The organism is Sorangium sp. So ce693 (assembly GCF_051521375.1).
GTDB classification, from domain to species: Bacteria; Myxococcota_A; Polyangia; order Polyangiales; family Polyangiaceae; genus Sorangium; species Sorangium atrum.
On sequence record NZ_CP150347.1, the window covers coordinates 6152589 to 6177049 of the forward strand.

3 protein-coding genes are annotated in these 24461 nt (G+C 74.5%); all 3 read right to left on the reverse strand.

Going from position 1 to position 24461, the window contains the following annotated elements; genetic code table 11:
• Positions 1-7: 7 nt before the first annotated feature.
• From WMF14_RS23010 to WMF14_RS23020, 3 genes are read right to left on the reverse strand one after another with little or no spacing between them, the layout of a single operon-like run.
• Positions 8-5296 (reverse strand): type I polyketide synthase, encoded by a 5289-nt coding sequence (locus WMF14_RS23010; RefSeq protein ID WP_437803662.1) that lies wholly within the window; start codon positions 5294-5296, stop codon positions 8-10.
• 31 nt (positions 5297-5327) lie between these two features.
• Positions 5328-18683 carry an SDR family NAD(P)-dependent oxidoreductase gene (locus WMF14_RS23015; protein WP_437803664.1) on the reverse strand — a complete coding sequence of 4452 codons (13356 nt, stop codon included), beginning with the start codon at positions 18681-18683 and terminating at the stop codon, positions 5328-5330.
• Positions 18680-24451, reverse strand: a complete 5772-nt coding sequence (locus tag WMF14_RS23020) for a type I polyketide synthase (protein ID WP_437803666.1) — start codon at positions 24449-24451, stop codon at positions 18680-18682. Before WMF14_RS23020 ends, WMF14_RS23015 begins: the two co-directional genes overlap by 4 nt.
• Between the last annotated feature and the right edge of the window lie 10 nt (positions 24452-24461).

Genomic DNA, 24461 nt, shown 5'->3' on the forward strand with positions numbered 1-24461 from the left:
GCGCCCGCTACGCCAGGACGCCGAGCTCGCGCTCGAGGTAACGGGCCATCGCGGCGACGGTCGGGTGATCCATCGCCATCGTCACCGGCAGCGTCATGCCGAACGCCTGACTGAGCCCCTGCACCACCTCGATCGCGAGCATCGAGTCCATCCCGAGCTCGTCCAGGCGCTGATTGGGGTTCAACGACAAGCCTTGATCGAGCCCCATGATGCCCTGCGCGACGGCGGTGATCTCGTGAATCAACATGCCCATGCGCTCGTCCGGGGAGCTCCGGAGGATACGCCGCGCGAGGTCGTCCTCCCCGCGCGGGCTCTCGGCCTCGGGCAGCTCCGCAGGGGCGGCGATGCCGGCGAAGAGGACGGGCAGGGCCGCTTCGGCGGCGCGCTTCGAGAGCCGTACGGGATCCAGGTCCATCGCGATGAGGTGGGCGCGATTCGATCGCAGCATGTGCTCGAAGAGGGTGAGCGCCTCGTCGGGCGCAAGGCCCGAGAGACCCCAGCGCCTGCCGAGCGCATCGAGGACGTCCCGCGCCATGCCGGCGCCCGCGAACGGCCCCCAGGCGATGCTGAGCGCCGGGGCGCCCTGCGCGCGAAGATGAGCCGCGAAGGCGTCCTGAAAGGCGTTCGCGGCGGCATAGGCGGCCTGCCCGGGGTTGCCGAGCAAGGCCGACACCGACGAGAAAAAGACGAAGAAGTCGAGCTCGCGGCCGCGCGCCTCCGCCCAGAGGTTCTCGCTGCCACGCACCTTGGGCGCGAGGACACGGTCGAACGACGCCGCGTCGGTGTTGGTCAGGACCGCGTCCTCGTTCACGCCCGCCGCGTGGACGATGCCGGCAAGCGGCGGCATCGCATCGATGCGCCGAAAGAGGGCCGCCACGTCGTCCCGCTTCGCGACGTCCGCCTGCACCACGTGGACGCGCGCGCCGCTTGCGCGCAGCCCCGAGAGCGCAGCCTGCGCCTCGGGGCCCGGCGAACGCCGGCTCACGAGGACGATGTGACGGGCGCCGCGGCACACCATCCACCCCGCCCAGACAAGCCCGAGCGCGCCCAGGCCGCCGGTGATCAGGTAGGTCGCTCCGGCGCGCAACGCGGTGGGCTCGCCCGCGCCGGCGAGGCCTGGGCAGCGGGCCACGCGCGGCTGGTAACGGGCCCCGCCGCGGAAGGCGATCTCCGGCTCGACGTCTGCCCCGAGCAGGTGATCGGCGAGCATCGAGGCCTCCGCGGGCGGCCTCGCCGGATCGAGGTCGATGAGCCCACCCGAGAGGTCGGGGTGCTCGGCGGCGAGCACACGGCCAAGCCCCCAGAGCGGGGCCCCTGCGAAGCCGCGCGCGGCTTCTACGTCGGTCGGGGATCGGCGTTCGCCGTCCCCTTCCACATGGGTCGGGGATCGGCGTTCGCCGTCCCCTTCCACCTGCACCGCCTGCGCACCCCGGGTCGCGAGCCACAGCCGCGGCGGCGCGCCGGTCCCGGCGCGGCCCTTTCGGTTCGCGAGAGCGCGCGCAAGCCGCAGCACGCTGTCGCAAAGGCGCGGATCGGCGTGGTCGCCGGACGCGCGCTGCCCGCCCAGGGGAGCGTCGTCCGCCGCTCGAAGATCGACGATGCCGGCCACCGGCACGCCAGAAGGTCCGTCATCCACTTCGAGCAGGCGAAGAACCTCGGCGAGCGGGGCGTCGCGCTCGCCGCCGGCCTCGGCTCGCACGAGGATCGGCGCTCCGCCCTGCTGCTCGAGACGCGCCGCAAGGCCCCGCCCGAGCTCGGAGCCGCCCGCGAGGAGGATCCAGCGAGCAGGAGCCCGCACGGATCGGTCCGACTCCTGCGGCTTCGGGCGCCACGAGAGCTCGTACAGGAGCTCGGCCTGGCGCGCGGTGAGCTGACCCAGGAGGTCCGATCGCGAGCGCCAGCCGATCGCGAGCCCCACCGCGTCGGCGACGGCTCGGCCAGCGCTGTCGCGCAGCGTCCACGCGACGGTCAACGGATCGCCCGGGGCGCCCGGGACCACACGCGCAGCGCAGGTCCATGGGCCCTCCCCTCGGCGCGCTCGCGCATAGCGAAGCGAGGACAGCGAAAGCGGCACGGGCAGCGCGCCCTCGGGGGCCGGATGCGCCAGCGCCGCCGCCAGGACGACCTCCAGGGCGGCGTGCAGCAGAGCGACGGAGAGCGGAACGGCCACACCCTCCTTGCCGTCAGGGATCGCTATCTCCGCGCGCACGCCGTCAGGTCCCAGGGCGGCGCGCTCCACCCAGCGGGCTGCCCCGAGGGGTCGATGGCCGCTCGCTTCGAGGCGGGCATTGAAGCCGTCTCGGTCCACGACCGCCGCGGCACCCCCGCCGATCGCCTCCGGCCTCATGGCGGCCGGGGCCGGTCCCGCCTCGATGTCACGGAGCTTCCCCGTCGCGTGCGTCGTCCAGCGGGCGCGATCGGGCGGGCTGTCGCCGGGGATGCTGGCGATCGACACGGAAAAGAACGCCCCGGTTGGCTCCGGTACGAGGGTGAGATGGCTGATGCGCTCCTCGTCACGCCGGCGCAGGAGCATCGGCTCCGGGAACGCGAGGTCCTCGAGCAGGACCGCCTCGCACCCGAGCGCCTGCGTCGACGCAGCCAGGAGCCGCCCGAGGTGGAGCGCCACGGGGACGAGCATGGGCTCCTCGGGCAGCGGATGCGTCGACGTGGGGTGGGACGCCGTGGGTTCCTTTGAACCCGGGCGCGACTCCATCCTCAGCAAGGGCATCGAGGAAGCGGCCACGCGGGCCTCGAACTGGAGCGCAGACATCGGCGAGGCGACGCGCTCGCCGAGGAGCGGATCCCCCGCTTCTGCGCCCGCTCGCGGCAGGAGCCGCCGCGCATCTCCCCCGGAGAGCCGGCGCACCGGCAGCCACAAGGACTCGCGCTGGAACGGGTACGTGGGCAGGCCGATGCGCCGGCCAAGGCGACGCTCGTGGAGCTTCGCCCAGTCCACCTGGACGCCCCGTACGCTGAGCGCCGCAAGGCCGTGCAGCAAAGGCACCACCTCGTCCCCAGAGGCCACGACCGTGGGGATCCAGACCGCGGGGGCGGCTGGATGCAGGCCGCCTGCCGGCCCGAGCGCCACGAAGATCCCGCACCCCTCGGCGTGAAGCGCCTGCACGCCGACCTCGAGCTCCGCGGCGCCGCGCTGGATGCGAGCCCATGTGGCGCGATCCGACACCTCGTCGGGCCTCATCAACCGGCCGATCGAGCACGACACGATCCCGATGCGCGCCGGTGGACGCGCGTCGTTCGGCGGCTCGCGCGGCTCGCGGCCAGCCGCGAGCGCGGCGGCCTGCTCGAGCGACAGCGCTCCGGCCACATACGCCGCCGTGAGCTCGCCGATGCCGCACCCCATCACGAGGTCCGGCTCGACGCCAAAGGCGCGCCACAGCGCGCAGAAGGCCACCTCGAGCGCGAATACCGCAGGGCGCTCGTACCTGCCCGCCGGAAACGCCGACGGGGCGCCCGCAGGAGGGAGCAAGGCGCGGAGCACCGAGCCGTCGAGCAACGGCCGGAAGAGCTGGTCGCAGCGGTCGAGCGCCTCGCGGAACGCCGGCTCCGTGTCGTAGAGGTGCTGACCGAAGCCGGCCCGGTCACCGGCGCGGCCGGAGAGCACGAACGCCACCTTGGGGCGCGCGGTCGCCTCGCCAGAAAGGACGCCCGCCGGCCGATCTCCCCGGGAAAACGCTGCAAGGAGCGGCGCGGCCTCCGCCGTCGAGCCGGCGACGATCGCGGCGCGGAACGCGTGCCGCGCCCGGCCGAGGTTCGCCGTGAAGGCCACGTCCGAGAGCTCGATCGAGGCGTCGGCCGAGAGCGCCGCCGCGTAGCGGGCCGCGAGCTCCCCGAGCGCGGCTTCCGTCTTCGCCGACAGCGTGACGACCTGGTGGCCTTGGCGCTGGCCCTCGGGCCTTCGCTCGGGCTCGGGCGCCTCGGCCAGGACGACGTGCGCGTTCGTGCCGCTGATGCCGAACGAGCTGACCCCCGCGATGCGCTCCGCGCCGCCGCGCGGCCAGGACCGCGCCTCGACAGGGATGACGAGCGGCGTGCCCTCCAGCGAGATGCGCGGGTTGAGCTGCGTCCAGTGCAGGTGGGCCGGGATGACGCCGTGCCGGAGCGCGAGGACCGACTTGATGACGCCCGCGACGCCCGCGGCAGCCTCGAGGTGACCGATGTTCGTCTTGACGGAGCCGACCACGCAGACCGATCCATCCGGGCGCGGGTCTCCGAAGATGTCCTTGAGCACCTCCATCTCGATCGGATCGCCGAGCGGGGTGCCCGTGCCGTGCGCCTCGATGTACCCGACCTCGGAGGGTGAGACGCCGGCGGCCTCGAGCGCCGCACGGATCACGCCGCGCTGGGCGAGGCTGCTCGGGGCGCTCAGGCCCGCGCTGCGGCCGTCGTGGTTGACCGCCGAGCCGCGGATGACGGCCCAGATGCGATCCCCCGCGCGCTGCGCGTCGGAGAGGCGTTTGAGGACGAGCACCCCGACCCCCTCGCCGCGCGCGAACCCGCTCGCGCGGACGTCGAACGTCCGGCAGCGGCCGTCGGGCGAGAGCGCCCGCATCTTCGAGAGCTTCACGAAGCCGTCGGGCGCAAGGATGAGGCTCGCGCCGCCCGCGAGCGCGAGGTTGCACCTGTCGCCCCGCAGGCTCTCGCACGCGAGGTGGATCGCGACGAGCGAGGAGGAGCACGCCGTGTCCACCATCATGCTGGGGCCCTCGAGCCCGAGCGTGTACGAGACGCGGCCCGCGAGGACGCTCGCGAGATCGCCCGTCAGCGTGTGGGGGTCGACCTGGGCGAGGCCCCCGCCCCGCGTGTGCAAGAGCTCGTAGTCGCGCCAGCTGCCGCCGACGAAGACGCCCGTCCGGCTCCTGCGCAGCCCGTCCGGAGGCTGCCCTGCGTCTTCCAGCGCCTCCCACGCGACCTCGAGCAAGAGCCGCTGCTGCGGGTCCATGCGCGCGGCCTCGCGCGGCGTGATCTCGAAGAACCGGGGGTCGAACCCGTCGACGCGGTCGAGGAACGCGCCGTAGCGCGTGTACATCTTCCCGGGAGCGTCCGGGTCGGGGTCGTAGAAGGCATCGACGTCCCAGCGATCGGCCGGGATCTCGCGGACCGCATCGCCCCGCTCCGCGAGCAGGCGCCAGAAGGACGCCGGGTCGCCCGCGCCCCCGGGGAGACGGCAGCCGATGCCCACGATGGCGATCGGCTCCGGCCGAGGTGCGAGCAGCGACGAGAGCACCGCGCGCTCGTCGGGCGAGAGCTCCGCGACGAGCTCGGAAACCGCCTGCATGGCTTCGGACAATTCTTCTTTCATGCGCTGCCTACCGGTCCGTTCCGCCCTCTTCCGAAGGGCCTCGGCGGCTCGCCGAGAGCTTCTTGAGCGCGCGCAGCACCTTCGCGATCTTCTGCGCGCCGTCATCGGTCAACGCGGCCGCCGCCGGGGACGGCTCGGGGACGGGCGGGAGCGCGGGCTCGGCGGCGGCGCCGAGCGGGATGTCCATCGCGGAGGCGAGGTACTCCGAGAGGTCGACCACCGTCGGATGCCGCCAGATCAGCGTGGCGGTCAGCGAGACGCCGAGGCTCGCTTCGAGCCGGTTCCTGAGCTCCATCGCCGTGAGCGAGTCGAGCCCGGCCTGCTGGAGCGGGGTGCCCGCGCCCACGCGCGACGGCTCGCAGCGCAGCACCCGGGCGATCTGATCCCTGAGGTGCGCCTCCAGCGCGGCCCGGCGCTCTCCCGGAGGCGCGGAGGCGATCTGCGATCGGATGGATCCAGCGGCGCCCCGCGGGTCCGCCTGACCGGCCAGGTCGCCCGCGAGCTCCGCGAGGAAGGGCGAGCGCGCCGCGGCGAGGTGGAACTCCTGCCAGCGGCGCGGGTGAAAGCGCATGGCAGCGCGCTGGGCGGCGCCCTGCGAGAGGATGCGCGCAAAGGTCTCGACGCCCTCGTCGGGCGCGAGCCCATCGAGGCCGCGCGAGGCGAGCCGCTCGCCCCGGTTCTCCTGGGCCGCGGCGAGCCCGACCTCCCTCCAGGTGCCCCAGTTGATCGCCGTCGCCGGCAGCGCGAGCGCGCGCCGGTGGTGCGCGAGTGCGTCGAGGAACGCGTTGGCCGCGGTGTAGCTCGCCTGCCCCGGCGAGCCGAGCAGCGCGGTGGCCGAAGAGCAGAGCACGAAGAGATCCAGCGGCCGGGTCCGCGTGAGCTCGTGCAGGTTCCACGCGCCGAGGACCTTCGGCGCCATCACGCGCTCCACGCGCTCGTAGCGGAGCCGAGCGATCGCGCCGTCGTCGAGGAGCCCCGCGGCGTGGATGACGCCCCGGAGCTCTGGCATCGAGCGATCGATGTCGTCGAGCACCGCGTCGAGCTCGGTCCGAACGGCGACGTCGGCGCGGGCGACGCGCACCTCGGCCCCCGCCGCGCGGAGCGCGGCGAGCGCCTCCTCGGCCTGCTCCGAGGCGGAGCTCCGCCCGAGGAGGACGAGGTGGCGAGCCCCCCTCGCCACGAGCCACGCCGCGAGGCGCAAGCCGATGCCTCCGAGGCCGCCCGTGATGAGGTACGTGGCGTCTCCCATGATGCGCTGCTCCTCGCTGCGGGCAGGGGCGATCGGCGCGTCCTTTGCGCCGTCGAGCGAGAGGATGACCTTGCCGATGTGCTCGGCGCGCGCCATGAGCGCGAAGGCCTGGCTCGCGTCCGCGATCGGCAGGACGCGGCGCGGGAGCGGCTTGAGCTCGCCGGCCTCGAAGAGCGCCATGACCTCCTCGAAGAGCGCGCGCGTGTGGTCGGGCCGCTCCACGATCATCCCGCGGAGGTCGACGAGCGCGAAGGTCAGCTTGCGCAGGAAGGGCCGGAGCCCGATCCGCCGATCGGCCTCGTAGTCGCGCATGCCGAGCTCGATGAAGCGCCCGTAGTCCCGGAGGAGATCGAGGCTCCTCGGGATGAAGTCGCCGGCCAGCGAGTTCAGGACGACGTCCACGCCCTGCCCCCCGGTGCGCTCCTCGATCTCGTCGGCGAAGGAGAGATCGCGGGAGCTCAGGACGTGCTGGACGCCCATCGCGGAGAGGGCGCTCCGCTTCTCCGCCGAGCCGGCCGTGGCGAAGATCTCCGCCCCGGCGCGCGCCGCGATCTGCACGGCCGCCATCCCCACGCCGCCCGCCGCGGCGTGGATGAGCACGCGCTCGCCCCGCCGCAGCCGCGCGACGTGGTGCAGGGCGTGAAAGGCGGTCAGAAACGCGAGCGGGATCGAGGCGGCGTCCTCGGCGCTCATCGAGGGAGGCCTGCGGAGCACGAGCCGGCGCGGGGTGACGGCGTGCGTGCCGAAGCAGCGGGATGCGAGCGCGATCACCTCGTCCCCCACGCGCAGGTCCTCGACCCCGGCGCCGACCGCGACGACGCGACCGGCGCACTCCCGGCCAAGCGGCGGCCCCGAGGCGTCCGTGCCCGGGTCCGGGAGCGCCCCCAGCGCGAGCAGGACATCGCGGAAGTTGAGGCCTGCCGCGGCGACCTCGATCTCGACCTCGTCCACGCTCGGCGCGCGGCGCGGGCGCGCCCGCAGCACGAGCCCGTCGAGCACGCCCTGCCGATCGGCCTCCAGGCGGAACGCACGGTCGCCCGCGCGCGCGCGCGGCGGCGCCTCCGCGCGTCGATCCGCGCGCACGAGCCGCGCGACATGACGACTTCCGTTCCGGAAGGCTACCTGGTCGTCCGCGCCGTCGGCCCTGAGCTCGCGCGCCAGCGCGTCGAGGTCGCCGCCCTCCGCGAGCGGATCGAGATCGACGAGCGAGCAGCGCAGCTCGGGGTGCTCGTGCATGAGCGTCCGCCCGAAGCCCCAGAGCGGCGCCTGCGCCACCGCGCACGCCGCCCCCTCCCCTTCCACGGGCTGTGCGCCGCGCGTGACCAGCCAGAGGCGGGGGGCGTCGCGGTAACCGGCCTGCGCGATCGCCTGCGCGAGCCCGAGGGCGCTGCCGCACGTGAGCGCGCATGCGGCGCTCAGCGCGTCGGCCGTGGCCGCCTCGGCCGGGACCGCGTCGAGCGAGGCGAGGTGGACGATGGCGTCCGGCGCAGGCCGCCCCAGCTCGGCGGCGGCCTCCCGGAGCATCGTCGCGAGCCCGTCTGCGTCCTCCAGCCCGACCTCGAGCTCGCGGGCCGCGATCCTGCGGTAGCGCGGCCCCCGCCGAACCAGCACGCAGGCGGCGCCGGCGTCCGTGAGGCGCCCGAGGAGCGCCTCGCCGACGCCCCCCCGATCCGCGAGGACGAGGACGGCGGAGGGCCGCTCGGCGGGCGCTCGCTCCGCGGCGTCCGCGTGCGCGGGCCTCCACGCGACCTCGTAGTACCAGGCGCTCGCGGGCTCGGTTTGCCCGAGCTCCACGCGCTGGAACGACAGGCCGAGCACCTCCGCGACCTCGCGGCCGCCGGCGTCGATCAGCCGGACGTCTGCGATCGCGCGGTCCGCCACGGCGCCGGCGTCACGATCGCGCACGACGATGTGGCATGCGAGGTCGGTCTCGATCCGCTCGCCCACGCGGAGCCGCTCCACGCCGACGGGCAGCATGCAGGCGGAGCCGCCCTGGCCAGAGGTCGCGACGGAGAGCGCAGCCTGGAAGCATGCGTCGAGGAGGGCCGGATGAACCACGTGTCCCGCCGTCGCGAGCCGATCGGGCAGGCGCACCCGGGCCAGGCCCTCGCCCAGGCCGCAGCGGACCTCGACGACGCCCTGGAAGCGGGGGCCGTAGCGCAGGCTCATCGCCTCCATATGGGCGTAGTGCTGCTCCCGCGAGAGGACACGGGTGCACCGCGCCTCGACGGCGGCCCGGTCGATCGGCGGCCGCTCCCCCGCGCCGGCGGCCGCGCGCACGGCGCCTCGAGCGTGCCGCGTCCAGGGCGACCCGGCGTCGCGCCGATCCGCGCCGGCGGCAGCCCCGGACCTGCTGAAGATCTCGAAGGTCGCACGGTCGGCGTGGTCGACGCGCAGCACCGTCTGCACGACCTGTCCGAGCCGCTCCCCCGCGTCTGGCAGCGCCAGCGCGCGCTCCAGGAGCATCGCCTCCACGGCGTGCGGACCGGGGCCGAGGACCGCGCGCGCAGCGGCGAGCGCCATCTCCGCATAGGCGGTGGCCGGCAGGACGACCGCCGAGTCGACGCGGTGATCGGCCAGGTACGGCACGTGCGCGGCCGAGAGCTCGACCTCCCAGGTGTGCACCGCCGGATCCGCGGAGAGATCGCGGCGCTCACCGAGCAGGGCGGCGCCGCGGGCGCGCGATCGCGAGGGCCCGCCGGGCGGCGCGTCGAGCCAGAAGCGCTCGCGCTGCCACGGGTACGAAGGCAGCGCGACCGGCGGGTGATCCCCAGGGTAGAGCTGCTTCCACGCGACGCCCGAGCCGAGCACATAGAGCGCGGCGAGCGAGGTCCGGAGGACACGTTGCTCGTCCTCGTCGCGCCTCGACGAGGGCAGGCAAGCGCCCCGGCGCGACCACGCCGAAAGCCCGTCCTCGATCGACGGCAGCAGCACGGGGTGCGGGCTCGCCTCGAGGAACGCCGTGGGCCCCTCCGCGCTCAGCGCCTCCACGCCCGCGGCGAACCGCACGGGCTCCCGCAGGTTTCGCGCCCAGTAACGCGCGTCGAGCTCGGGTCCCTCGACGTACCGCCCCGTCACGGTCGAGAGCATCGGCACGCGCGCTCGCTGCGGCCGGATCCCCGCGAGCTCCCCCACGAGCTCGTCGAGCAACCCCTCCACCTCCGGGCTGTGCGACGCGACGTCGACCTTGACGCGCCGGCAGAAGACCCCGCGCCCCTCGAGCCGCGCGAGCACCTCGTCGAGCGCCTGCGCGTCGCCCGACAGCACCGTCGACCGGGGACCGTTGCTCGCCGCGATCGAGAGCCGCTGCTCGTGCCCGGCGAGCGCGCGCTCGGCCTCGGCCATCGTGAGCTCGACCAGCGCCATGGCGCCGCGCCCGCTCACGCGGCGCATGAGGCGGCTGCGCCGGCAGATGATCCGGGCCGCGTCCTCGAGGCTCAGGACGCCGGCGACGTGCGCCGCGGCCACCTCACCCATGCTGTGCCCGAGCACCGCGTCCGGCTCGACGTCCCAGGACCTCCACAGCGCCGCGAGGGCCACCTCGATGGCCCAGAGAACAGGCTGCACGACGTCGATCTCGCCGAACCGCGAAGCCGCCCCGTCCGCGCCGATCTGGGCCGTCAGCGACCAGTCGACGTGCGGGCGCATCGCCTGCTCGCAGGCCTCGATCGCCGCGGTGAACGCAGGCTCGGCCTGGAGCAGCGCGCGCCCCATGCCCACCCACTGCGAGCCCTGCCCCGGAAAGACGAGCACGAGCCGGGGCGGCCTCTCCTCGACGACGCCCGACGCTACGCCGGGGCGCCCCGTCAGGAAGGCGTCGAGCTGCTCGACGAGCTCCTCGCGCGTGGCGAAGACCGCCGCGAGCCGGTGAGGCTCGTGGCTGCGGCGGACGCTCGCCGTCCTGCACACGGCGGCCATGGGCGGCGCGTCTCCGGAGGACAGCAGGTCCTTGTAGGCACGGGCGAGCGCCGCGAGCGCCCCGGCGCTGCGGGCCGAGACGGGGAGCACGAGCGGGCCGGAGGCCGCTGCCTCCGGAGGCGGCTGCGCCTCGTGTGCCTCCGCGAGCACGACGTGCGCGTTGGTGCCGCTGATGCCGAACGAGCTGACCCCGGCGACGCGCCGCCGGGCGCCGCGCCGCCACGGGAGCGGCCCCCGCGGGATCACGAGCGGCGTGCCGTCGAGCGACAACCGCGAGCTCAGCTGCTCGAAGTGGGCTTGCCCGGGCACCGTCTCGTGCCGCATCGAGAGCGCGACCTTGATGAGCCCCGCGACGCCCGCGGCCGACTCGAGGTGCCCGATGTTCGCCTTGACCGAGCCGAGGACGCACGGCGACCCGTCCGGCCGCGGCGCGCCGAAGACGTCCTTGATCGCCTCCACCTCGATGGGGTCGCCGAGCGACGTGCCCGTCCCGTGCGCCTCGATGTAGTCGACTTGCTCCGCCCGGATGCCCGCGCTCGCGAGCGCCTTGCGCAGCATGCCCTGCTGCGCGAGCCCGTTCGGCGCGGTGAGCCCGTTGCTCCGGCCGTCCTGGTTGACCGCCGAGCCCAGGATGAGCGCCCAGATCTCGTCGCCGTCTCGACGGGCATCCGCGAGCCGCTTCAGCACCAGCACGCCGCAGCCCTCGCCGCGGCCGTAGCCGTCCGCGCGCGCGTCGAACGTCTTGCAACGGCCGTCCGGCGACAGAGCGCGCATCTGCGAGAGCTCGATGTGCCCCTCGGGCGAGAGGATGAGGTTGACCCCGGCCGCCAGCGCCATCTCGCTCTCCCCCGAGCGCAGGCTCTGGCAGGCGAGGTGCACCGCCACGAGCGACGACGAGCAGGCGGTGTCCACCACCATGCTCGGCCCGTGCAGCCCGAGCGCGTACGCGACGCGCCCGGGACCCACGCTCAGCAGATCCCCCGTCGCGCTGTACGTCGTGATGCCGTCCGTTCCCAGCCGGGCCTGCCTCACCCAGCCGTAGTCGTGGCGGTACACGCCGGCGAACACGCCGACCGACCGACCTTGCAGCCGATCAGGAGGCTGCCCTGCCCGCTCGAGCGCCTCCCAGCACAGCTCCAGGAGCACGCGCTGCTGTGGATCCATCTCCTCGGCCTCGCGCGGTGAGATCCCGAAGAAGCCCGCGTCGAACCGATCGACGTCACGCAGGAACGCGCCGCACCGCGTGGACATCCTGCCGGGTACGTCCGGGTCCGGGTCGTAGAAAGCCTCGACGTCCCAGCGGTCCGCAGGGATCTCGGTCACCGCGTCCCGCCCCTCGAGGAGGAGCTCCCAGAACGTCCCCGGATCGTCCGCTCCGCCGGGGAACCGGCACGCGAGCCCGACGATGGCGATCGGCTCCTCGGCATGCCCGAGCGGCGCGGCCGCGCTCGTGGGCTGCGGGAGCGGCGCGGGGCTCGAGGCCTCGGCCTCGCCGCGCGGAGCGAGATCCTCCTGGAGCGCCGTGTCGAGGTAGCCAGCGAGCGCCTGGATCGACGGATAGCTGAAGAGCAGCGTGTCCGAGCTCGTGAGGCCCGATCGCTGATCGAGCAGGCCGCGCAGCTCGACCGCGCCGAGCGAGTCGAGCCCGAGATCATGCAGCGGCCGCGAGGGATCCAGCGCGCCCTGCGTCGGGACCAGGCGCGCGACGCACGCGGTGACCGCATCGAGCAGCGCGCGGCGCCGCTCGATCGCCGCCGTCCCGCGCAGCAGCGCTCGAAGCGCGGGCTCCCGCGTCGCGCCCCCGGCCTGCTCCGGGCCTCGCTCGGCGAGGGCCCCGTCCGTCGCGCTGCCTTGGATGAGCGGGTACCGCTTCCGCGCGAGCGCCTGCGACGCGCCGCGCTCTGCCGGCCCGTCGGGGAGCTGCGCGCCCGCCGTTGAGACCACCGCGCGCGTCGGGGGAGGCCCTTCCTCGACGACGACGTGCACGTTGGTCCCGCTCATCCCGAAGGCGCTCACGCCCGCGATGCGCCGCTGCCCGCCGCGCGGCCACGGCCGCCGCGACGTCGGCACGTCGATCCTCCCGCCTTCCAGCGAGAGGCTCGGGTTGAGCTGCCTGAGGTGCAAGTGCGGGGGGATCTCCTCGTGGGCGAGCGAGAGCACGACCTTGATCAGGCCCGCCATCCCGGCCGCGGCCTCGAGGTGCCCGAGGTTGGTCTTCACCGATCCGACCGCGCACCGGACGCCCGGCCCGTCGCCCAGCGCGCGCCCGATCGCCCGCGCCTCCGCGCGATCGCCCGCTCTCGTGCCCGTCCCGTGCGCCTCGATGTAGCCGATCTGCTCCGGGGTCACGCCCGCGCGCGCCCACGCCGCCCGCAGCATCGCCTCCTGCGCCTCGGGGCTCGGCGCGAGCAGCCCCTCCGTACGGCCATCGTGGGTCGAAGCCCCGCCCCGGATCAGCGCCCAGATGCGGTCCCCGTCGCGCTGCGCGTCCGACAGCCGCTTCAGCACGAGCGCGCCGCCGCCCTCGCCCCGCACGAACCCGTTCGCCCCGACGTCGAACGTGCGGCAGCGCGCGTCGGGCGAGAGCACCCCCATCTTCCAGAGCTTCACGCTCCCGAGCGGGCTCAAGATCCAGTGCGCCCCGCACGCGAGCGCCACGTCGCACTCGCGCCTCCGCAGGCCCTCGCTCGCGAGGTGCACGGCCATGAGCGACGACGAGAACGCCGTGTCCACGACCAGGCTCGGCCCGCGCCACCCGAGCACGTGCGAGACGCGGCCGGCGAGCAGGCTCGCGCTCTCGCCCGTCAGCCGGAAGGCGTCGATCGCCGCGCCGTGCTGCGCCTTCAGCTGCGCGTACTCCCCGCCGCACGCCCCGACGAACACGCCGCCCGCGCGCCCGGCCGACTCGAGCGGCGCCTGCCCGGCGTGCGCCAGCGCCTCCCAGCAGAGGTCCAGCACCAGCCGCTGCAGCGGGTCCAGCTGCTCCGCCTCGGCGTCGGAGATGCCGAACCGCTGCGCGTCGAACTGCTCGATCCCGTCCACGAATCCGCCGCGACGGACCGCCGCTTCCCAGGGCTCTCCGGAGCGGAGGCCCGCAAAGGCCCAGGGCCCCCAGCGCCCCTCCGGCACCTCGCGGATCGCGTCCACCCCGTCCCGCAAGAGCCGCCAGTAAGCCTCGGGATCGCCCGCGCCCCCGGGGAACCGGCACGAGAGCCCGACGATCGCGATCGGCTCGTCGGCCGCCGCGGCCTGCGGCGCGCTCGGTCGGGGCGCCGCGCTCGGCGCTCCGGACAGCGATCGCGCGATCGCGCGGAGCAGCCGTGTCGCGCCGGTCAGGAAGAAGAGGTGGGGCCCGGGCAGCACCTGGAGCTCGAAGGCGCCGTCGGTGTGGCGCGCCCAGCCGAGGAGATCGTCGCGGGGGATGTCGACGTCCTCGCTCCCGCCGAACACCGAGACAGGGACCGTCAGCGGCGGCTCCTCCCGGTGCTCGTAGCCAAGGATCACCTCGGCATCGGCGCGCAGCGCCGTCAGCGCGAGCCGGAGCACGTCGGGATCGAGCAGCGCCTCGGGCACGAGCCCGAAGCGGCGCAGCGCGTCGATCGCCGAGGCGTCCTCGGCCCGCAGCGAGGCGACCATGTCCGCCCTCGCGCGGAGCGGGTTCGGCAGGTGGGGTGCCGGGTACGCCGCGACGAGCAGGTGCTCCGGCGCGGGGGCGCCGCGGCGGCGCAGCTCGCGCGCGAGCTCGAAGGCGACGAGCGCCCCCTTGCTCGCGCCGAAGAGGGCATAGGGGCCGTCCAGGTACGGCTCGATCGCCGCGGCCACCGCCTCGACGAGCGGCCCGATCTGCGTGATGGGCGGCTCCGCGAGCCGCTCCTGGCGCCCGGGCAGCTGGACGGCGCACACCTCGATGTCCGGCGGAAGGCTCCGCGGCCAGGCGCTGTAGGCCGACGCGCTGCCGCCGCCGTGCGGGAAGCAGAAGAGGCGAAGCCGCGGCTTTCCTGCGGCGCCGGTCGCAAAGCGGCGGATCCATCGATCGCCGCGATCGGGCGCCGGCGCGCGATGCACGGCGGCGGGAGCGGGCGGAGGCGCTGCCGCCGAGATCACTGGGGGGGAAGACGACGCGCCCCCGGGCCCCGCGGACGGCGCCGGCGCGACGGACGAGGGCGGGCGCTCGGCGCCGAGCTCCTTCACGAGCCACGCGGTGAGCTGCGTGAGGGTCGCCCCCTGCGAGAGGTCGGCGAGCGGCAACGCTACCCCGAGATCGGCCTGCACGCCGTTCCGGAGCTCGACGGCCATCAGCGAGTCCAGCCCGAGATCGCGCGGCGAGTCGAGCGAGGAGACGGCGGACACCGGGACGGAGAGGACGTCGGCCACTTGCCCGCGCAGGTAGTCGTCCAGCCGGCGAGGCATCTCGCCCGGGCCCTGGGCGCGGAGCTCGTCCAGCGACACCGCGCCTCGCCGAGCGCGGCGGGCGCTGCGCTCGATCGCCTGCTTGAGCTGCGTCCGCCCGATTCGACGGAGGCGCATGCCCTCGACCCTGGCCAGGACCTCTCCGCCCTCAGCGAGGAGGTACACGTCCCCGCAGAGATCCTCGCCTTCGGACGGGCGCAGGACGGCGTGGGCATAGGCGGCGTTGTGCGAGGCGGAAGCGTAGTCCTGGCAGCGATCCACGCGCTGCCCGATGAACGTCTGCCCGGACTCGAGCAAGAGCGCCTCGTAGCCGGGAACCGCGGCGATCAGCACCTGGCCGTAGACTTCGTCCATGCACATGGTCATCACGGCGTCGCGATCGACCTCGACGCCGTGCGGGCGCACGACGTCCTCCGGAGGGAGCGCGAGCCGCGCGACGACCTCGCCGTCCCTGCGCCAGATCCGCTCGATGACCTGGAAGCTCGCGCCGACGTAGTGCTCGTCCCAGCGCCACAGGCGCGCGTAATAATCGGCGCCGTCCCGCTCCTCGCTGCAGCGCGCCTTGAGCGCCTCGATCGAGCGAGCCGCCGGGCGGGGCGGAGCCGTGCCCGAGACGCGCACGCGGCCGGTGGTGTGAAGCGTCCAGCGGTCCGCGCCGGAGGCCTCCGGCGCAAGGCTGACGAGCTGGAAGGACGCGACGCCGGGCTCGCCGGGCGTGAGGATCGTCTGGACCGTACGGGCGCCGGACTCGGGCAGGATGAGCGGCTGCGAGAACGAGATATCCTCGTACTCGATGCCGACCGTGGGGCCGAACGCAGCGACGGCAGCAGCAGCGACCAGCGAAAGGTGGACGACGCCCGACACGACCACGCGGCCGTAGATGCGGTGATCGCGCAGCACCGAGAGCGTCTCGGAGGCGAGCTGCGATTCGAAGATCACGTCCCGGATCGCTGGCGACACGAGGCGCTTCCCGAGCAGCGTCGCAGGCGCCCCCACGGGCGATGGGCCGACCGCCGCCGCCTCTCCCCAGCGCTGCATCGGCCCGGCCTCTACCCAGTGCCGCTCGCGCTGGAAGGGATAGGTCGGGAGCACGATCTTCCGGCCCGCTCGGTCGCGGTCGAGGCCCGCGAAGTCCACCTTCGCGCCGCGCACGTACAGCGCCCCAAGGCTCTCCAGCATCTGCGCGCAATCCGAGCGCTTCGGCCGCAGCGACGGCAGCCACACCCCCGACCCCTCCGCCACGCACCGCCGCCCCATCGCCGAGAGCACAGGGGCCGGCCCCACCTCCACGAACGCCTCCGCCCCCGCCTCCTGCAGCGCACGTATCCCCGCCATGAACCGCACCGGCGCCCGCACATGGCTCGACCAGTACGACGCCTGCGTCACTTCCTCCCGCGCCGCTCTCCCCGTCACGTTCGCGATCAGCTTCCGCTGCGGCGCCGTCATCTTCACCTTCGACGCCGCCCGCTCGAACGCCTCCACCATCGGCGCCATCAGCGGCGAGTGGAACGCGTGCGACACGTTCAGCCACCGGCCCTTGACCCCGCGCGCTCCCAGCGCCTCCACCACCGCCGTCACCGCGCCCCGCGCCCCGGACACCACCGTCTCCGACGGCCCGTTCACCGCTGCGACCGACACCTCCGCCGCGTACGGCCTCACCGCCTCCGCCACCGTCGCCTCGTCCGCGAACAGCGCCGCCATCGCCCCCTGCTTCGGCAGCTGCTGCATCAGCCGCCCTCGCGTCGCGATGAGCTCGAGCCCCTGCTCCAGCCCCATCACCCCCGCAACGCACGCCGCCACGTACTCGCCCACGCTGTGCCCAAGCACCGCAATCGGCTCTATTCCCCACGCCTTCCACTGCGCGCTCAGCGCATACTCCACCGCGAACAGCGCGGGCTGCGTGTACTCCGTCTCGTCCAGCGGGCTCGCCTGCCCCTCCGCCGGGTACAGCACCTCGAGCAGCGGCCTCTTCAGGTGTGGCCTCAGCAGCGCGTCGCACTCCTCGAGCGCCCGCCGGAACACGGGCTCGGTCGCGAACAGCTCTCGCCCCATCCCCACGTACTGCGACCCCTGCCCCGTGAACAGGAACGCCACCTGCGGCGCCTCCTTTCGCTCCACGCGGCCCTGCTCCGCCTGCTCCGCTCGCTCGCCCCGCGCGAACGCGCCGAGCCGCGCGGAAAGCTGCTCGCGCGACGACGCGACCACCGAGAGCCGATGCGCGAAGTGCGCTCGCCCCGCGCGCGCCGTGAAGCACACGTCCGCCAGCCGCTCCTCCGGGTGGGATCCGAGGTGGCGCTCGTAACGGTCGGCGAGCACGCGCAGCGCCTCTTCACTCCGCGCCGAGACGCAGAGGATGTCGGCGGGTCGCTCGGGCGCCGAGGCGGCAGCCGCCTGCGGCGCGGGCGCACCGCCGAGGACGACGTGGGCGTTCGTGCCGCTCGCCCCGAACGAGCTCACTCCCGCGATGCGACGGCCGTCGACCGACGGCCACGGGATCCTCGTCGTCGCCACGCGGGCCGGCAGCCGGTCCCACTCGATGTACGGGTTCGGCGTCTTGAAATGCAGGTGCGGCGGGATTTCCCCGTGATGGAGCGAGAGGGCCACCTTGATGAGCCCCGCGATCCCCGCGCCTGCCTCGAGGTGGCCGATGTTGGTCTTCACCGAGCCGAGGAGGATCGGGCGCTCGGGCTCGCGCCCGGCCCCGAGGGCAGCCGCGAGCGCGCGCACCTCGATCGGATCGCCGAGGGGCGTCGCCGTGCCGTGCGCCTCGACATAGTCGACGTGGTGCGGCTCCACGCCGGCGTTCGCGAGCGCCTCGCGGACGAGCATCTGCTGCGCCGACCCGTTCGGGACCGTGAGGCCGCTGCTCGGGCCGTCCTGGTTCACCGCCGAGCCGCGGATGACGGCGAGGATGCGATCACCCGCCGCGATCGCGTCGGACAGGCGGCGGAGCACGACGACGCCGCAGCCCTCGCCCCGCGCGTAGCCGTCTGCCGAGGCGTCGAAGGTCTTGCAGCGGCCCTCGGGGGAGAGCACCCGCGTCTTGCACAGCACGATGTGCGCGGCAGGCGTCAGGATGAGGCTCACGCCGGCCGCGAGAGCGAGGTCGGTCTCCCGGCTGCGCAGGCTCTGGCAGGCCAGGTGGACAGCGACCAGCGAGGAGGAGCACGCGGTGTCCACGGCGACGCTGGGCCCCTGGAGCCCGAGGAGATAGGAGAGCCTGCCCGGCGCGAAGTTGAGCGCCGTGCCGGGGCCGAAGTAGGCGTCGAGACCGGAGAGCGTCGCGCTCGCCCCGACGACATGGGCGTAGTCGCTCGAGGAGATCCCGACGAAGACGCCCGTGCGGCTGTGCGCGAGGCGATCCGGGGCGACGGCGGCGTCCTCGAGCGCCTCCCAGCTCACCTCGAGGAGCAGGCGGTGCTGCGGATCGAGGCTCTGCGCCTCGCGCGGCGACACGCCGAAGAAGCGCGCATCGAAGCCGTCGACCTGATCGAGGAAGCCGCCGCGGCTCGTGTACATCTTGCCCGGCGCGTCGGGGTCCGGGTCGTAGAACGCGGCCGCGTCCCATCGATCTGCAGGCACCTCCCGGGTCGCGTCCACGCCGTCGCGGACGAGCTGCCAGAGGGCCTCCTTCGTGTCGGCGCCGCCGGGGAACCGGCAGCCGATGCCGACGATGGCGATCGGCTCGCTGCGGGCCGACTCCGCGGCAGCGAGCCGCGCGCGGAGGTCGCGCAGCTCCAGCAGGGCCCGCTTGAGGACGGGCGAACGGTCAGCGTCGGCGCTCACGGTGCGGCGTCCTGCGGCGCGCCGCCGAGCTCCGCGGCCAAGAGCGCCTCCAGCTCGTCCTCGGAGAGCCGGTCGAGCGACGCGTCCTCGGCGCGCGCCTGCGCCCCGGCAGGCGGCGGAGCGTGCACGAGCGGCTCGGCCTGCGCAGCGATGGCGAGGACCTCGCGCGCGAGGAAGCCGGTCATGGCGTCCACCGTCGGATGCTCGAACGCAAGCGTGGGCGGCAGCGAGCTGCCGAGGCTTACCTCCAGCCGGTTACGCAATCGAACGCTCATCATCGAATCCATGCCCATCTGAAAAAATCCCTGGTCCGTATCGAGCGCGAGCGGGTCTTCCATGCCGAGGATCGACGCCACCGCTTCGCGGACGTGCGCCGTCAGGAGCTTTCGCCGATCGGCCGGCTCGGCCTCGTCGAGGCGCCTGCGAAACGCGCCCTTCGCCTCGCCGCTCCCCGCGCTCGGCTCCGCGGGGATCTCGATCCGATCGAGCAGCGTCCGGCGCCGCCGGGCCTCGAAGATCGCCTTGAAGATGCGCCAGTCGACCGGCGCGACCGCGCGCTGCGCCGGGCCCCCCTGGATCACCGCGTCGAGCGCCTCGAGCGCCTGCGCCGTCGGCATGACGCCGAAGCCCATCTGCGCCGCGAAGCGCTGCACGTCGGCGGTGATCATGCCGCCGCCGCCCAGGCCGCCCCAGTTGACGCTTTGCCCCGGCAGACCGAGCGCCCTGCGGTAGTGCGCGAAGATGTCCATGAAGTGGTTGGCCGCGGCGTACGCGCCGAGCCTCGCCGCGCCCCAGACCGCGGCAGGCGATGAGAAGCAGACGAAGAAATCGAGCGGTTGTTGATCGCGCGTCAGCTCGTGCAGGATCCACGTGCCAGCGACCTTGGCGTGGAGCACGGACCGGAGGATCTCGACGTCCGTCTCCAGGAGCGACGTGTTCGACGTCACCCCCGCGGCGTGGAGGACGCCGCGCAGCGGCAGACCGGCGGCGCGCACCGAACGGAGAGCCTCGGCCATGTCGGCTGGATCGCCCGCGTCCGCGGACAGGGCGCGCACGGTCGCGCCGCGCGCCTCGAGCGATCGCACGAGCTCCACCTTCTGCCGCGCGTCGCTGCCGGGCGCGAGCGTGTCCCAGAGCTCGCGCGGCGGGAGCCCCCGCCGGCCCAGGACGACGACGTGGCGCGCGCCCCGGTCCACGAGCCATCGGGCCACCTGGAGGCCTGCCCCGCCGAGCCCCCCGGTGACGAGATAAGCGGCGTCGGCCCGGAGCGCGAGCGGCTGCGCGGGCATCCTGGGCCCGTCGCTCCGGACCAGGCGGGCCACGTAGCGCTCGCCGCCGCGGAGGGCCACGAAGTCCTCGCTGTCGCGGGCGTCGATCGCGCCGAGCAGGCCCCGTGCCTCATCGCTGCTCGCCCTGGGGTCGAGATCGATCGCGCGGCCCCACAGCTCGGGGTGCTCGAGGGCGATCACCTTCCCGAGCCCCCACAGCGGCGCCTGGGCGAGCGCGAGATCCTCGGAGCCGCGCGGCACCGGCTGCGCGTTGCGCGTCACGAGCCACAGGGGCGACGCCTGGTTCGAGCGCGCGAGGGCCTGCACGAGGTGGAGCACCGCCGTGGTCCCCCTCGCCTCGTCCGCCGCGAGGGACGCGACGCTCGTTTGCGCAGGCGGGGTCGCGTCGAGGCTCCACAGGTGGACGACACCGCGCAGAGGGCCTGAAAGCCGCGCCTCCGCGAGCAGGCGATCGAACGCCTCCGGCTCCTCGGGCGGGACGGTCCACGGGCCCTCCGGCGGCGCCACGAAGCGCGGAGCAGGGCGCACCAGGAGGGCGCCTTCGCCGCGCCGCGCGAGCAGGCGCGCCAGATCCTCGCCGAGCCCGCTCGCGTCCGTGAGGATCAGCCAGCGGCCGGCTGGAGCGGGCGCCGGGGCCGCCGTCGCCGCCAGCGGAGCCGCCTCCCATGCGAGCTCGTAGAGCCACCGGTCGAGGCGCGCCCCGACGATGCGCCGCGCCGCCTGACGATCGGGGACATCCAGGCGCAGGCCTCGGACCTCGGCCAGGAGCCTGCCCTCGGCGTCGAGCAGGCGGAGATCGCCGGAGAAGCCCGCGCCCGAAGGCTGCGGGTGGACCGTGGCGTGGCACCACGAGGCCGCGCCGGACGACGGCCCGGCCGCATGGAGGACGAGCCGCTCGATCCCCGTCGGCAGGAGCGCCTCGCCCTCGATCGGCGGCGTCTCCGGATCGTGCGCGAGGGACGCGAGCAGCTCGAACGCCGCATCCAGCAGCGCTGGATGCAGCCCGCAGGCGCCCGGGCCCGCGGTCGCCGCGTCCGGGAGGCGGAGCCGGCCGAGCGCCTCGCCCTCCCCGCGCCACACGTGCTCGATGGCCCGCATCGCCGGGCCGACATCGAGCCCTCGCCCCAGGATCTGGGCGTAACACGCCGCGCCGTCGCACGTCGTCCCGGCGCTCGCCTTCAAGGCGTCGAGCGAAGGCCCGTCGCCCGTGGGGTCGCTGTCGGCCTCCGCGGCCCGAACGCGGCCCGACGCCCGGAGGATCCCGCCGCTCGGATCGCCCCCGGGCCGCGCGGCGCGGCTCCAGATCTCGAACGACGCCGCGCCCGCGGGCCCGGGCGTCAGGATCAGCTGCAACGTCACGTCCTCGTCCCCCTCGAGGAGAAGCGCGTCGCGGAGGACGAGATCCTCGAACACCCGCCCGCCGGAGGGGAGGAGCGCCGCCGCGGCGCCGAGCACCATGTCCACGAAGATCGCGGACGGCACGAGCGCGATCCCCTGAAGGCGGATCGCGCACAGGGACGCGCGCCGTTCCCGATCGAGATCGAGCTCCCAGTACTGCTCGCCGGAGAGGCGGGCCGAAACGACGCGCCGATCGAGCAGCGGATGCGACGTTCCGGGCCGTGAGGACGCCGGGACCGCGGGGGCCTGCGCGGGCGCGGGCGCCGGGGGCGACGCCCAGTACCGCTGCCGGTTCCAGGGATAGGTGGGCAGCGGAACGAACCGGCCGCCCGGCGCATCGAGGCGCGACCAGTCCAGCGGAGCGCCCGCGGCGTAGAGCCGGCCCAGCGAAGCCCGCAGGGTCATCCGCTCCGGCTCGTCGGACCTGGTGGACGGCACGAGCGTGCTCTCGCCGCCCTGCGGCCGGAGCACCTGCTCGATCGCGCCGAGCAGCAGCGGGTGCGGGCTGATCTCGATGAAGGCGTCATATCCATCGATCCCCATCTGCTGGATCGCCTGCGCGAACAGCACCGGCTCCCGGAGGTTCCGCGCCCAGTACTCGGGGCCGAGCGCCGCGGGCTCGTGCGGCGCGGCGGTGACGGTCGAATAGAAGGGCACGGCCGCCGCGCGCGGCGCGAGGCCGGCGAGCGCGCGCACGAGCTCCGGCAGCAGCGGGTCCATCTGCGGGCTGTGGCCGGCCGCGGTCGCGCCCTTGACCTTGCGCGCGAAGATGTTGCGGCGCACGAGCTTCGGAAGGAGCTCTTCCAGCGCCGCCGGATCGCCGGACAGCACGGTGGACGCGCGGCCGTTGCAGACGGCCACGGCGACCCGGTCCTCGAAGCCGGCGAGCGCCGCGCGAGCCTGCTCCGCCGAGAGCGCGACGACCACCATCGCCCCCTTGCCCTGCACCCGCCCGATGATCTCGCTGCGGCGGCAGACCAGGCGCGCGGCGTCGTCGAGGCTCAGCGCGCCCGCGACGTGCGCCGCGGCGATCTCCCCCATGCTGTGGCCGACGACGGCCTGCGGCTCGACGCCCCACGACCGCCACAGCGCGGCGAGCGCCACCTGCATCGCGAACACGACGGGCTGCACGATCTCGAGCCGCTCCCACGCTGCCTCGGCGTCCGCGGAGGCGAGCTGCTCGACGACCGACCCCGCGATGTACGGCGCGAGGGCGCCGTCGCACGCGAGCAGCGCCTCCCGGAACGCCGGCTCGCGCTCGAGGAGCCCGCGGCCCATGCCGACCCAGTGGCCGCTGTGCCCGGAGAAGACGAACGCGATCCGGGGCGCGCGGCCGAGCTGCACGTTGCCGGCGAAGAAGCGCGGATGGACCTCCTTCTGCAGGAAGGCCGAGAGCGCCTCCGCGAGCTCCTCGCGGGATCCGCCCACCACCGCGAGCCGCCGCTCGAGGTGCGCGCGCCGGAGGGACGCGGCGTGGCAGAGATCCGCGAGCCGCAGGTCGGCCCCGTCCGCGAGCAGCAGGTGGTAGGCCCGCGCCAGGTCGTGCAAGGCGTCCGCGCTCCTCGCCGAGATGGGGAGGAGCCACGCATCGCCGGGGACGGGCTCCGCAGCGGCAGGCGAACCGGCGATCTCGGGCGAGGCTCCCTGGCCGGGAGCGTCCTCGAGCGGGGCGGGGGCCGAGCGGGGCGGCGCCTCGAGGATCACGTGCGCGTTGGTGCCGCTCACGCCGAAGGCGCTGACGCCGGCGATGCGCGCCGCGCCACCTTCGGGCCATGGGGCCGCGTTCGTCGGAATGACGAGCGGGAAGCGGCCCTCCGTGATCTCGGGGTTCAAGCGCTGGAAGTGGATCTGCGGCGGGATCTCGCCGTGGCGCAGGGCGAGCACGACCTTGATGAGCCCTGCCAGGCCGGCGCACGCCTCCAGGTGCCCGAGGTTGGCCTTCGCGGAGCCGAGCAAGAGCGGCGCGTCCTCGGGGCGCCCCTCGCCCATCTCCGCGACGAGCGCGTTCACCTCGATGGGATCGCCGAGCGGCGTGCCGGTGCCGTGCGCCTCGATGAAGCGGACCTCGGCCGGAGCGACGCCGGCGCTGGCGAGCGCGGCGCGCAGCACCGCTCGCTGCGCGCTTCCGCTCGGGACCGTCAGCCCGCTCGAGCGACCGTCGTGGTTGACCGCGGAGCCGCGGATCACCGCGAGGACGCGATCGCCGCACCGCTGCGCGTCGCGGAGGCGCTTGAGCACCACGACCGCGCCCCCCTCGCCGCGCACCATGCCGTCCGCGGACGCGTCGAAGGTCTTGCACCGCCCGTCGGGCGCGAGCGCGCGCATCCGCGAATAGAGCACGTTCACCGACGGGGTGAGGATCAGGTTCACCGCGCCGACGAGCGCCATGTCCGACTCGCCCGCGCGCAAGCTCTGGCAAGCGAGGTGCGAGGCGACGAGCGATGACGAGCAGGCGGTGTCGAGCGCCACGGCCGGTCCGTGCAGCCCGAAGACGAACGACAGCCTCCCCGCCGTCGTGTTGACCGAGTTTCCGGTGCCGATATAGGGGTCGAGGGCGGAGAGCCCGCCCTGTCCGGCGATCTGCGCGTAGTCGGCGGTCGCGACGCCGACGAACACGCCCGTGCGGCTGCCGACCAGCCGATCGGGGGCCTGTCCCGCGTCCTCGAGAGCCTCCCAGGAGAGCTCGAGCAGCAGGCGCTGCTGAGGATCCATCATGGCGGCTTCGAGCGGCGAGATCCCGAAGAACGGGGCGTCGAACCGGTCGACGTCGTGCCCCTTCAGGAACCCTGATCGACGCGTGTACATCTTGCCGGGCGCGTCGGGATCCGGGTCGAAGAACGCGTCGCCGTCCCAGCGATCGCGCGGGACATCCGAGGTCGCGTCGACGCCATCTCTCAGGATGCGCCAGTACGCCTCGGGGCTGTTGGCCCCGCCGGGGAAGCGGCACGCGAGCCCGACGATGGCGATCGGCTCCTTCTGCGCGTGCAGGACCGCGTCGAGGCGGGCGCGCATCTCCTTGAGCGCGAGCGTCGCCCGCTGCAGGGGGCTCAGCTGATCGAGGCGGTCACGAACATCCTTCATGGTCGGCTCC

What these genes read in the sequence shown, in the direction of transcription:
- WMF14_RS23010 (WP_437803662.1), bottom strand. Translation starts at nt 5,296, where the DNA reads ATGCAGGCGGTTTCCGAGCTCGTCGCGGAGCTCTCGCCCGACGAGCGC.
- WMF14_RS23020 (WP_437803666.1), bottom strand. Translation starts at nt 24,451, where the DNA reads ATGAAGGATGTTCGTGACCGCCTCGATCAGCTGAGCCCCCTGCAGCGG.